We start from the raw sequence: 11,833 nt of genomic DNA on the forward strand, positions 1-11,833 counted from the left end.
GCCGGGCGGCGCCGTGCTGAACCTACGGTCCGGTGATCGCTCCGCTGCGGGCGAGCAGGAGACAGGCCGCGCCCCGCGCGTGCTCCGTGTCCCGCCACGGCGACACGGTGATCTCCAGGTCCCGTAGCGGCTCGATCGTCCCGGCGACGGCCGCGGCTGTGAAGGCCGGGCCGAGGAAGGGCCACCGCACGTGGCTCTCGCCGATCACCTTGATGGCCTTGATCGCGAGGACGTTGACCAGGCCGGCGACACTGCGCCCGAGCGGCTCGCCGGCCTCCTCGAGGATGGTCAGAACCGCCCGCTCCCCGCCCTCCGCCGCGTCGATCAGCTCGGCGAGGCCGTCGCGTAATCCGAGCCCGACCCCCGCACGCCGGGCCCGTTCGAGGAGCGCCGTCTGCCCGACCAGAGCCTGCAGACAGCCGCCGTTGCCGCAGTTGCATCGCGGCCCCGCCGGGTCGACCGGCAGATGACCGAACTCGCCGGAGAATCCGTTCGCGCCGCGCTGTACGCGCCGCTCCAGCACGACCGTTGCTTTGATCATCAAGCGATCTCAGCAATCCCGATGTTTCCACCGGAATGGTCCGCAACTGAAGCACCTCACCGACGACCAACTCGACTCGCTGTGCACCGTGCTGGCTCTGGAGCTCCACGGCGAACTCGACCTCTATCGCACGCACACGCGGGACTAGACGATCACGTCCGATGTGTTCGGTCGCACGTTGTGGCCGACTGGAAGGTGGGCGTGCTGGTTTCTCGTGAGGGTGGTGGCGGCGTGCCGCAGCAGTGGCATGCTCCTCGTTATGTATGAAGATCCGCATGACAAGACAACGCTGGGGTTGTGGGGACGCATAGCGTGTGCCTGGGCGGTCGCTTTCGCCGTGCTCCATTTTTACTGGGCGCTGGGCGGCAGTTGGGGCCTCAGCGTCTCGGCGGGGCCCTTGGCCGAGGAACGCCCCGGGTGGTTCGTGGTGGTGGGCTTGTGGGGCGTGGGATTGCTGTGCCTTGTCGGCGGTGTGCTGGGATGGCTTCTCGCCAGGCCGCGGCCTCGTGGTCTGGCAGGACGGGTGGTCAAGGCCCTGGGGTGGTGTGCCTGCGCTGTGCTGCTCATACGTGGCATCGCCGTCGAGGTGCTGCTGCTGACCGACGTTGCGGGCTCGGAAATAAACGTAAGCCCGGAACAGCGGCTGTGGACGCTGCTGCTGTGGAATCCCTGGTTCCTGGTCGGTGGTCTCGTCTTTGGTTTGGCCGCACGGAGGTCCTGGACGCACGGATAGCCCGAGTAGCGGCTTCGCCTGACTGTGCGTTGGAAAATGCGAACGGGGTGTCCAAGATCGTGGCGTCAACGACGAACTGGACACCCTGCTGACCGCGCTGTACGTGAAGATCGAAGACGAACCGAGACCAACCGATGGATGGGCAGGCCGCCGAAGCTTACTGATGCCGAGGTGGTCACGCTCGCGGTCGCGCAGGCCCTGCTGGGGTTCCACTCCGAGGCACGCTCGCTGCGGTACGCGAGGCAAAACCTCGCGCCAATGTTGCCGTACCTGCCACAGCAGTTCGGGTACAACAAGCGCCTCAAGACAGCATTGCCGCTGGTCAAGAAGGCAATACGGATGCTGGCGGTGGACACGGACTTCTGGTTCGACAACCACTGGATCATCGACTCCACGCCGGTGGAGTGTGGCCGCTCGCGTCCGACGGTGAAGCGGTCGGACATGGCCGGCTGGGCCGGATACGGGTACTGCGCCTCGCACTCCCGGTTCTTCTGGGGCCTGCGCCTGTTCCTGGTGTGCACCCCGACCGGGATGCCCATCCTGTGGGCACTGGCGAACCCGAAGCTGGACGAGCGGGAGGTGCTGTCGGCGATGCTGGACCGCGAACCGCACCTGGCCACGCACTTGCGGTTGACCGTGTGGCCGAAGCCGCGCAGTTCGGCATGGACTCGAAGCGCGCCGTAGTTCCCGCGGTGTTCGGCATGGATTTCGCGGATCTCCTCGACCAGGGGGTCCTTCTCGAACTGCCGCCCCGCCCGCGCCTCGGCGCCGGCGATCCACCGGTAGTAGCCCGAGCGGGAAACCTCCAGCACCCGGCATATCCACTTGATGCCGAACATCCCGGCATGGGCGGAGACGAAGTCCCAAGCGGCGGTATTCACTTCATCTCCGGGCATCCGGTTCACCACGATCCCCCCTGGCTTCGTCGCCACCGAGCGCATCAGCGAAGACGGCCTGCCCAAGCCCTTCCAGATCAGCCAGGAGCAGGCGGCCTGGCACGTCGTACGCGCCCTGAAGAAGGAACTGGCGCAGGCAAAATTCCCCTGGCCCAAAGCGGCACCGGTCCGCACGCTGCGCGCCCTGCCCACACCGTTCTCCTCACTGCTTTTGCGAAAACTGGCCTTCCCATAGGGACGCTCTCCACCGGGGCACCATGGCCTGAAGAAGCGATCTCCGTTCGGTCAACCGGACCGCGACGCCGGGGTGGATGCCGATGCGATGAGGTGGAGAGGTGGACGGGGTCGGCGGTGTGCGGGCCAGGCCGTGGGGTGGATAACAGCGGCCCCTTCCCCGCCCTGTCTCCGTCATCCGCAACCTGGTGCCTAAGCAATCTCCAGGCGAGGTGGGTACGCCCCCGGTGCCAGAGGGGAGCGTCAGGGACAACTGGTGGCGATGCGCGCGGACCTCGATCGAGCGGACCGTGTATCCGGTTCAAGCGGCTGATCACCGTGCATGAGCTGCCTCTGTTCTTCTCGCCGACGCGCTGAGCGCTGTGGCGATCGACGATCGGCGGAAGTCGGTGCGCCAGACGTCGATCACATCACCGTGGTCGTTGGTGATGAGGTACTCGGGCCACCGGTCAAATGCCGAGCACGGGTGCGAGATCCCGAACTCGACGACATCCGTCACCTCAAGATTCCATGCGTCGCAGAGCACGGTGTGGTGGTCGTACAGCGCGCGCACACGTCCGCGGACATCGGACTTGTCCTGTCCGCCCGCCGTGCTGGCGGACAGAAGGATCGGCGTCTCGGTGTCGTAGGGAAGGTCGCGCTTCCCGGCCCCGACTACGGCGGTGCCGTCCTCGGCGGCGGACACGACGACCGCGCGCACGGCCAGGGCTGGGACGAGGCCGGGAATCGGGCTCACGCGGGCGTAGACGCCGTGATCGTGCGTGACATAGCAACCGGACCTGAGCAACCGGATTGTGCCCGGAACGTCGTCGTCCGTCGGGAGGAAGTCGACGACACGGTCAGGAAAGGCCGATCCGCCCATCGAGTACACGGGGCGGTCGGTCTCGAAGAGTTCGGCGACGTCGAGGTAGACGTCGCGGACCTGGCGGCAGTGTTCGTCCACGGCCGCAAGCGTTTCGTCGGTCCTTGTGTTCGGGGCGACGCCTTCGTACCCGGCGACTCCCACGAGCCGGAGTCCGGGGGCGGCTCGGACGAGCTCCGCTGTGTGGCGAGCCTGCTTCGGGTCGCGGATACCGGTGCGGCCACCCGGGGTGCCGATGTCCAAAAGCACCTCGAGAGCGGGGCCGTGCGCGCCGAACACTTGATTCGCTGCGGCGATCCCGGCCGCGGAGTCGACGAAGCACCGGATCTTCCGTTCCGGTTCGGCGGTGAGCCAGGCCCGAAGTCGCGCCAGTCCGAATGGATCGACGATCTGGTTCGCGATGAGGACGGTGTTGTGTCCCCAGCCGAGCACGGTCGCGACCTGGTCGACGGTGGCAACGGTGACGCCGACGGCGCCGGCCGCGATCTGTCGTTCGATGATGGGAGCGGACATCGTGGTCTTGACGTGGGGAGCAAGCGCGACGTCATGGGTCTTGCACCAGTCGGCCATGACGTGGATGTTGTGATCGAGGGCGGCGGCGTCGAGACGCAGCTGGGGGTATGCGGCGGGAATCACGGCTGTTCCTTCAGGTGGCTGCTCGGCAGGGCGTTGGCGCACGTGGATGGACTCAGGGCTCACAGCGCGCTCGGTGCCCGGGCCGGGACGTGCTCCTTGCGGGCGGAGTTTCGCGACGACATCCGGTAGCCGCCGATGAGAACCGTTGCCCAGACCGGCAGGGCGTACAAGGCGATGCGCTGACCCTCGTCGAACGCGAGGAGAATCGTCAGAGCTGCGAGGAAGGCGAGGGTGGCCCAGCACAGGGCCTTGGCGCAAGGGAGCCGGAACGTACTCGCGGGTGCCTCACCGCGTTCGACGCGACGCCGGTAGACGAGGTGGCAGACGACGATGACACCCCAGCTCCAGATTCCTCCGAGGGTGGCGACCGACGAGATGTACGAGAACGCCTTCTCCGGGACGATCGCGTTGACCGCGACGCCGACGAGCATCAGAGTGCCGGAGGCGATGATGGCGGCTGCAGGCACGTGACCACGGCTGGTCTTCTCGAACACCTTGGGTGCGAGTCCGTCCTCGGCGAGCTTCTTGAGCAGGCGCCCGTTGCTGTACAGCCCGGCGCTGCACGCCGACAGAGCGGAGGCGAGGACGACGAAGTTCATGACGCCGGCGGCCGCGGGAAGACCAATGTGCGAGAAGCTCTTGACGAAGGGGCTCTCGTCCGCGCTGAACTGATCCCAAGGGAACAGTGACATCAGCACGATCAGGGTGCCGACGTAGAAGATCCCGATCCGCCAGGGCACGGAGTTGATCGCCTTCGGTATCACGGACTCCGGGTCCTTGGTCTCGGCTGCGGTCATGCCGATGAGTTCGACGCCCTGGTAGGAGAAGACCACGATCTGGAAGGCCAGAAGGACCGCGAGCAGCCCGTGCGGGGCGATGCCTCCGTGATTCCAGAGGTTCTCGATCCCGCCTGCCTGGCCGGCTTTGCCGACGTTGAAGACCAGTGCGAGGATGCCGCCACTGATTAGGGCAAGGATGGTGACGACCTTGATCGATGCGAACCAGAATTCGGCCTCCCCGAAGAATCCGACCTTGGCCAGGTTCAATCCGACGAGTGCGAGCAGCGCGATCAGTGCCGTGAGGTATTGCGGCATCGACGGGAACCAGGACTTGACGAAGACCCCGGCTGCGGTGAGTTCGGCCATCCCGATGATGGTCCAGGTGATCCAGTAACCCCAGCCGGTGACGAAACCGTATGCAGGGCCCAAGAACTCGCGCGCATACTCGGCGAAGCTCCCCGCGACGGGCCGGTACATCAGCAGCTCGCCGAGGGCACGCATGATGATGAAGATGAACACGCCGGTGACCGCGTAGACGCCGATCACGGCCGGCCCGGCGTAGGAGATGCCTTTCCCGGACCCGAGGAAGAGCCCGACTCCGATGGCGCCACCGATCGCGATCATGCGGATGTGTCGTTTGTTGAGTCCTTGCGCGAGGCTGTCCTCGTTCGCCTCTTCGAGGGAGCTGTCGACTGTCATGATGTGTCCTTGTTTGAGGTCAATTTTTTGATATAGGCGTTTTGGGTTGGCGAGGACAGTCGTGGCAGACCGTGCCGGGCGTCGCTCGGTCGGGTCCGGCTGGGTGTCGGGGGTCAGGCAACCTCGACGATGAGTTCGACTTCGACAGGGGCGTTCAGTGGCAGTTCGGCGACGCCGACAGCCGAGCGCGCGTGTGTACCGGCATCGCCGAAAACGCTCGCGAGCAGATTCGAGGCGCCGTTGACGACGTCGGGCTGGCCGGCGAAGTCGTCGGCGGAAGCGACGAACCCGGTCACCTTCACGATCCGTACGACCGAGTCGAGGCTGACGAGGGCATCGATCGCAGCAAGTGCATTCAGAGTGCAGATTTCCGCTGCCCTCGACGCGTCCGTCACCGACACCTCGCGGCCGACCTTTCCCGGTCGTTCGATCGATCCCCGCACCAACGGCAACTGGCCAGAGGTGTAGACCAGATCACCGGTCCGCACCGCCGGAACATAGACGCCGATCGGCGTGGCCCTCGACGGCAGTTCGAACCCGAGCTCGGCGAGGCTTTCCGCCCATGACGACATGGACGACGCGGAGACAGCGCACCGCGCGTCGTCGGATGCACCGTTGGTGGATGGTGTCGCGAACATGTAAACACTGCCTGCTTTCGGGGGTGGGGTGTTGATGTGCACCAGCGTGCTGCGCGTCACCACGACGTGCATCGTGCGGCAGCACCAATCACGACCGGGATGTGGTGCGGATTCACGAACGACGTACCGTTGGGTGCAGCAGGAAGCAAACGAAGGGTGCCGATCATGACCAGCCCTGGAGCCAGGCTCGACAACGTCGTGAGCAACCTCGCCGGCACCCTGCTGGAGGTTCTTGCGGGGACCGTCGACGGAACGACGTTGATCACCGACGTCGTCGTCGACGATCCGCGGGAACAGGTACCGGTTCGCCCCGGGGCCATGCTTCTGTGTACCGCCGCCGACGTCCGAGATCTGCCGGCCTTGCTCGATCGTGCGGTCACACGCCAGGCGCCCGCCCTTGTGGTACGTGCGCCGTTGGATCTCGAGCCGGAGCTGCGTGCTTGCATCGAACGCAGCGGTGTGGTCCTGCTCGGCCTCGCCGGCGGAGCAACGTGGGCACAGTTGGTCGTCCTGCTCCGCTCGCTGCTCTCCAGCAGTGCGAGCGGCGAGGAACTGCTGGCCGGAATGCCCGCGGAAGACTCGTTCGCCCTGGCCAACGCAATCGGATCACTGCTCGACGCGCCGATCACCATCGAAGATCGCGACTCACAGATTCTGGCGTTCTCCGATCGCCAGAACGAGGCTGATCAAACACGGATCGAGACGATTCTCGGACGTGTCGTCCCCCAGCACGCCCGCCTCGCGCAGGAACGAGCGGGCGTCTTCAAACGGCTCTACGCCGGCGAGAAACCGATCTTCATCGACACACCGCAGATCGAAGGAGTGCCAGGTCTTCCGCGCGTGGCGATTGCCGTACGAGCAGGTGACCAAGTGCTCGGCTCGATCTGGGCGGCTGTCCCTGGGCCCCTGAGCGACGAAAAGGAGCAAGTATTCGTCGATGCCGCGAAAGTCGTTGCGCTGCAACTGCTGCGGCACCGTATCGGTGTAGACATCGACCGGCAGGTTCGCGCGGACCTCATCACAACCGCATTGACGGGAGGCGCCCCGGCGTCGGGCGCGATCGAGCGTCTTGGACTGGCGCACCGGACCGTGACGGTGCTCGGCCTGTCCCTTCCGAATGGGAACTCGGCCGACACTGCCGTCTCCGGGCAGACGCGACGGCAGGCCTTGGAACGGATCACCGACTCCTTCGCATTTCACCTGTCGGTCGCGGCACCCGGCGCGGTTGCCGCATTGGTCGGCGACGTGTGTTATGCGATCGTGCCGGCGCCGATCAGGAAAGGAAAAGAAAACGTCACGGCCATGGCCCAGCGGGTTTCGAACGATTTCCTCGACCGCGCACGGGAAAGACCTGGAGGAGTGGCGATCGGCATCGGTCGCGACGGCTCGTCATCCGATCCGGCCGACCTCGCTCGCTCGCGGCACGATGCGGACAGAACCCTACGTGTCCTGCGCCAGGAACCGGCGGGCCGAGTCGCGATGTTCGCCGACGTCCAACTCAACGCACTCTTGCTGGAGATCGGTGACCAACTGCGCAATGAGGGCGGACTGCTGGACGGCCCCATTGCCCGGCTGCATCACCACGATCGAGAACACGGAACCACGATGGCGGAAACCGTGGCCCAATGGCTCGACCACCTCGGCAACACCCTGAACGCATCTGCGGCCATGGATGTCCACCCCAATACATTCCGATACCGCCTTCGCCGAGCGGCAGAAATCGCGCAACTGAACCTGAATGATCCCGGCGAACGCTTTGCGGCGATGCTCGAGTTCCGGCTCACTCGGCAACGACCGTCCGCGGAAGCCACCGCCGCAACTTGACGCTTGTCCGCGTGGGACGTCTTGTCAGCGGCGACCGCGCCCGGCCGTGTGCGGGGCCAGGCGAGCGGCCCGCGGACGCGGATCTTTTTCAGCACGGAGACCGCGCCCCGCGCGGCGGCAGTCAGCCAGGTTTTCATGTCCCCAGCCCGCTGGCAGGGGCCGACCTCTCAGCAGTTCGCGAGCCGTAGAGCTCTCCCGAAGACCGAGGTCCCTGTCGGTCGCTGGAGACACGAACGGCTCATGAGATGGCGTGCCTCGAGCACTCAGTCGCTGCGGCGTTCGGGAACACCGGCGCCATCATGGAGATGTCGCGCCAGCTCGCGTCTTTGGCCGGGATCTGGCGCATCGATCAGCGTCTCTAGTATCAACGGCGTACGGCGTTGTCTCGCCGAGAACGTCCTCGCTGAGCTGCTGTCGGGCCAGCGGACGCGTTCAGCGGGGCCTGCGCCGACCAATTCGCTGGCCTGCACGGGCCGAAGGGCAAGCCGTGTCGGGCCCGGCCCTGGGTCTGCCTGCTCTGCCCCCTGGCGCTGTTCGCCCCGCGTCACCTGCCGAATCTGCCGCGGCTGAAAGCCTTCTTCGCCCGGCAGTACCGCCAGATGCCGCGCGAGCAGTTCGCCGCCGTCTTCGTTCCCTACGCCCGCCGACTGTCGGCGGATATCCTGCCGCGTTTCGGGAAGGCCGCCATCGCGGCGGCACAACGCGACGTCGGTGACAAGGACGCCGAGCTGCCGCTGCGAGCCGAGGAGACGGCGTCGTGAGCCTGCTTCCTGACTTTGCCGAGCCTGCCGGCCAGTCGGTGTTCGCTGGAGCGGACATTGCCGCCACCGCCCGCCTGGCCTGGCGAGACGGCTACCCGCGGCCGCGCTTCGAGGGCTGTCAGAACTTACTGAGCTGGTGGGTGTGTTCAGTCGAGAGTCGGCATCAGTGGCGGGCCATCTGACTCCGCTGCCAAGGTGACTTTTCGCAGCAGGATCACAAGTTGCTCCCGCTCCGCTTCGCACAGCGGCGCCAGTAGTGCGCGCTCAGTCGCGATCTGATCGCCGATCGTGGATGACCAGGCATTGTGTCCCTTTTTGGTCAATGTGACGAGCAGGCTCCTGCGATCTTCCGGGGCATGCTCCCGGGTCACATAGCCGGACTTCGTCAGACGGTCCAGCCGGTTCGTCAGCGTCGCCGGATGGGTGTCCAAAACTTGAGCCAGCCGCGTCGGCGACATCTGGTACGGCTCCCCGGCAGAGCGCAGGCGCCAGAGGACCTCGTACTCCCACATCTCCAGCTTGCGCTTGGCGAGCCCTGCCTTCTTACAGCGCTGGAGATGTCGAACCAGCATCTGCATCCGCGTGACGACGCCTTCGATCTTCGGGTCCAGGTCGGGAACCTCGTGCCCCCAGCGAGCAATGTGCCGGTCGATCGAGTCCGCAGATGAGAGCGGACCGTGCTGCGTTGCGTCCATGACACCAGCATACAACCAGTTATTTCGGATTCATATATTTTGAAATCATAGTAGTGTCGAACCTCTCGCTTCCGAGGAGGTTCTGATGGCTCCATTGCCCACCGCGCTCGCAGGCCGCATCGACGAGCACGTCATCGACAGCACCCTGCTGCGCGACAATCCGCTGGGAGATTCGGCGCAAAGGCCGTTGTGGGTCTACACCCCGCCCGGATATGACACCGACCCCGAGCACCGATACCCCGTCACCTATCTGCTGCTCGGCTACGCCGGCACCCTCCCGATCTGGCGCAACTGCACCCCCTACCGCCGGCCGGTACCCGAACTCATCGACGGAATCTTCGCCCGTGGCGAAGCGCCGCCGATGATTCTGGTGTTCGTGGACGCCTGGACCACGTACGGCGGCAGCCAGTACGTCGACTCACCAGGGACCGGCCGGTACCACTCGTACCTCTGCGAGGAGATCGTGCCGTGGGTCGATGCCCACTACCGGTCGCTCGCCGACCGCAATCACCGGGCACTGGCGGGGAAGTCCAGCGGCGGGCTCGGCGCGATGATCACATCGATGCTCCGACCCGACCTGTTCGGAGCGTTCGCGACACACTCAGGCGACTCATTGTCGGAGGCCCAGTACATCCCTCATTTCCTCATGGCGGCACGTCACTTGAGGGCGTACGACGGCGACATCTTCCGCTGGTGGGACGACTTTCGCTCACGAGTGGCCTTCACCAAGGATGAGGACCTGCGGCTGCTCGAACTGCTCGGTGTCTCGGCCTGCTTTTCGCCTGCTCCGGACGGCACACCGCAGTTGCCCTTCGATCCGCGCACGGGCGCGATCCGAACGGAGATCTGGCAGAGCTGGCTGGGCTGGGACCCGGTGAGGATGGCGCCGCTGCACGCCGAGGCATTGCGATCCCAGCGCGCGATCTGGATCGACGCGGGCACCCGCGACGAATGGTTCCTCGACCTGGGTGCACAAGCATTCCGCGACGCCCTCACCGAGATAGGAGTGGATGAGGATGTCATTCGCTTCGAGTTGTTCGACGGAGGGCACCATGCCGTGGAATACCGGATGCCGCCCGCGCTCGCATGGCTGTCCCAACGGATCGCGCGCCCGTAGCACGTAGCAGGGATCCCTCTCCGGAACCGGGACTTTGACCGGCACCGAGCTGCTGAGGCAGCAGGGCGGCGGGCACCCGCGCAGCAGCGACGTGCAGCTGCGCGGGTGCCCGCCGCCGCGTGACGATCCGATGCGTTCATGGGGCGTGGCTCGATGCCCGCCCGCCGCGCAGGACGTGTGCGAGGTCCAATCCCCGGCCGTTCCCGCTGGACGACCCCGTGTCGGGGCCGAGGGCATCCAGTCATCTCGATGAGGGCTCCCCGGCACGTCGCCGCCCGGGACCCGGCCGCCCGCCGCCGCCAATCACCTGACCTCTCGAGGTCCGGGCCCCGCCCGAGGGACGCGCTGTGCGCCCCCATGGATCCCTGAGGTGCACTATCCCAAGCCGGCGGAATTCTTCGGCTGTGGCTGCCTGAGAAGCCAGGCGGGAAGCCCCGGGCACCAGAAAATCACGAGCCGGTGGCACGGGTGAAGCGGGCAGCCCACTCGCGGATGAAGTCGACGAACTCGGGAGGGCCGAGCACCTCGAACTCCGCACCCACATTGCCCAGTGCCTGAGTCGGCCAGTCCAGCGTCTGCGAGGTCATCCGTACCCGGCATCGCTGCTCGTCGACCTCCTCGACCGTCGCCCACGGGCCGATCCGCGTGCGGACAGCCGCCGCGGTGGCGTACACGAGCACTTCGACGCTATGCGGCGCGGGGACACCGGCGCCCCGTGAACGGACGAACGCCGCAGCGTCCTCGGCGGGTAGCTCACGCTGGCGAAACCGTTCTCCGGTGCTGCGCGGATCGTCGAGGCGGTCGAGCCGGAAGTTACGCCAGTCCTGCCGGGTCAGGTCGTAGGCGACCATGTACCAGCGGTACCCGAGCGAGACCAGCCCGTGCGGCTCGACATGGCGGGCGCTCCGAGCGCCACCGCGGGCGGTGTAGGAGAAGCGAAGCCGTTCCTCGTCCCGGCATGCCTGCGCGATGGCGGTCAGCACACCGGTCTCGACACTCCCCCCACCACCCTCGACGGAGGGCACGGTCACCACCCGCAGGGCGTCGACCCGTCGGCGCAGTCGCGCCGGCATGACCTGTACGACCTTGGTGAACGCGCGGATCGAGGACTCCTCAATTCCGGTGACCGCGCCCTGGGCAGCTGCACGCAACCCGATGGCGAGCGCTACTGCCTCCTCGTCGTCGAGGACCAACGGCGGCAGGGCGGCGCCTGCCGTGAGCTGGTAGCCGCCTTCGACGCCCCGACTGGCTTCGACCGGGTAGCCCAACTCGCGCAGCCGGTCGACGTCGCGCCGCAGGGTGCGCACGGAAACACCGAGCCTGTCGGCCAGCTCGCCGCCGGGCCAGTGCCGGTGGGTCTGGAGCAGGGACAGCAGCCGCAGAGTCCGGGAGCTTGTGTTCGCCATGACCTCAGGATG

At 66.4% G+C, this 11,833-nt stretch carries 12 protein-coding genes and 2 pseudogenes; 7 read left to right on the forward strand and 7 right to left on the reverse strand.

Going from position 1 to position 11,833, the window contains the following annotated elements; genetic code table 11:
- Positions 1 to 22: 22 nt before the first annotated feature.
- Positions 23 to 541, reverse strand: coding sequence for an ROK family protein (locus tag OG395_RS47595; RefSeq protein ID WP_327248485.1), 519 nt, complete (start codon positions 539 to 541; stop codon positions 23 to 25).
- Here OG395_RS47595 and OG395_RS47600 point away from each other — a divergent pair.
- From OG395_RS47600 to OG395_RS47610, 3 genes and pseudogenes are all read left to right on the forward strand, one after another.
- The gene (locus OG395_RS47600) at positions 534 to 689 is read left to right on the forward strand and encodes a hypothetical protein (RefSeq protein ID WP_327248486.1); all 156 of its coding nucleotides are present in this window, start codon (positions 534 to 536) and stop codon (positions 687 to 689) included. The two genes, OG395_RS47595 and OG395_RS47600, sit on opposite strands and share 8 nt — an antisense overlap.
- A 111-nt stretch (positions 690 to 800) precedes the next feature.
- A complete protein-coding gene (locus OG395_RS47605; protein WP_327248487.1) occupies positions 801 to 1,274 on the forward strand; it encodes a DUF3995 domain-containing protein in 474 nt (157 codons plus the stop codon).
- 22 nt (positions 1,275 to 1,296) lie between these two features.
- Positions 1,297 to 1,892: pseudogene (locus OG395_RS47610) on the forward strand (IS982 family transposase); the annotation flags it as partial.
- A 50-nt stretch (positions 1,893 to 1,942) separates the two neighbouring features.
- Here the strand turns inward: OG395_RS47610 and OG395_RS58680 are convergent.
- Positions 1,943 to 2,215 (reverse strand): annotated as a pseudogene (locus tag OG395_RS58680) (IS3-like element ISRhosp1 family transposase); the annotation flags it as partial.
- Between OG395_RS58680 and OG395_RS47615 the strand changes: the two are divergent.
- Entirely contained in the window at positions 2,103 to 2,405 is a 303-nt protein-coding gene (locus OG395_RS47615) for a hypothetical protein (protein ID WP_327248489.1), read from the forward strand. The pseudogene OG395_RS58680 and the gene OG395_RS47615 sit on opposite strands and share 113 nt — an antisense overlap.
- Positions 2,406 to 2,717: 312 nt before the next feature.
- Here OG395_RS47615 and OG395_RS47620 read toward each other — a convergent pair whose 3' ends face one another.
- The 3 genes from OG395_RS47620 to OG395_RS47630 all read right to left on the reverse strand — a co-directional run bounded on the left by OG395_RS47620 (position 2,718) and on the right by OG395_RS47630 (position 5,952).
- Positions 2,718 to 3,902, reverse strand: coding sequence for an alanine racemase (locus OG395_RS47620; RefSeq protein WP_327248490.1), 1,185 nt, complete (start codon positions 3,900 to 3,902; stop codon positions 2,718 to 2,720).
- A gap of 59 nt (positions 3,903 to 3,961) precedes the next feature.
- Positions 3,962 to 5,380, reverse strand: coding sequence for an amino acid permease (locus tag OG395_RS47625; RefSeq protein ID WP_327248491.1), 1,419 nt, complete (start codon positions 5,378 to 5,380; stop codon positions 3,962 to 3,964).
- A gap of 113 nt (positions 5,381 to 5,493) precedes the next feature.
- The gene (locus OG395_RS47630) at positions 5,494 to 5,952 is read right to left on the reverse strand and encodes a RidA family protein (protein ID WP_327249688.1); all 459 of its coding nucleotides are present in this window, start codon (positions 5,950 to 5,952) and stop codon (positions 5,494 to 5,496) included.
- A gap of 231 nt (positions 5,953 to 6,183) precedes the next feature.
- Here OG395_RS47630 and OG395_RS47635 point away from each other — a divergent pair, with 231 nt between their 5' ends.
- A complete protein-coding gene (locus OG395_RS47635; RefSeq protein ID WP_327248492.1) occupies positions 6,184 to 7,842 on the forward strand; it encodes a PucR family transcriptional regulator in 1,659 nt (552 codons plus the stop codon).
- A gap of 599 nt (positions 7,843 to 8,441) precedes the next feature.
- Positions 8,442 to 8,603 (forward strand): hypothetical protein, encoded by a 162-nt coding sequence (locus tag OG395_RS47640; RefSeq protein ID WP_327248493.1) that lies wholly within the window; start codon positions 8,442 to 8,444, stop codon positions 8,601 to 8,603.
- A gap of 146 nt (positions 8,604 to 8,749) precedes the next feature.
- Here OG395_RS47640 and OG395_RS47645 read toward each other — a convergent pair whose 3' ends face one another.
- The gene (locus OG395_RS47645) at positions 8,750 to 9,298 is read right to left on the reverse strand and encodes a MarR family winged helix-turn-helix transcriptional regulator (RefSeq protein WP_327248494.1); all 549 of its coding nucleotides are present in this window, start codon (positions 9,296 to 9,298) and stop codon (positions 8,750 to 8,752) included.
- 85 nt (positions 9,299 to 9,383) lie between these two features.
- Between OG395_RS47645 and OG395_RS47650 the strand changes: the two genes are divergently transcribed.
- The gene (locus OG395_RS47650) at positions 9,384 to 10,415 is read left to right on the forward strand and encodes an alpha/beta hydrolase (RefSeq protein WP_327248495.1); all 1,032 of its coding nucleotides are present in this window, start codon (positions 9,384 to 9,386) and stop codon (positions 10,413 to 10,415) included.
- A 449-nt stretch (positions 10,416 to 10,864) separates the two neighbouring features.
- Here OG395_RS47650 and OG395_RS47655 read toward each other — a convergent pair whose 3' ends face one another.
- The gene (locus OG395_RS47655) at positions 10,865 to 11,821 is read right to left on the reverse strand and encodes a helix-turn-helix transcriptional regulator (RefSeq protein ID WP_327248496.1); all 957 of its coding nucleotides are present in this window, start codon (positions 11,819 to 11,821) and stop codon (positions 10,865 to 10,867) included.
- Positions 11,822 to 11,833 lie beyond the last annotated feature (12 nt).

It is taken from the genome of Streptomyces sp. NBC_01320, assembly GCF_035974375.1.
Classification (GTDB): domain Bacteria; phylum Actinomycetota; class Actinomycetes; order Streptomycetales; family Streptomycetaceae; genus Streptomyces; species Streptomyces yanii.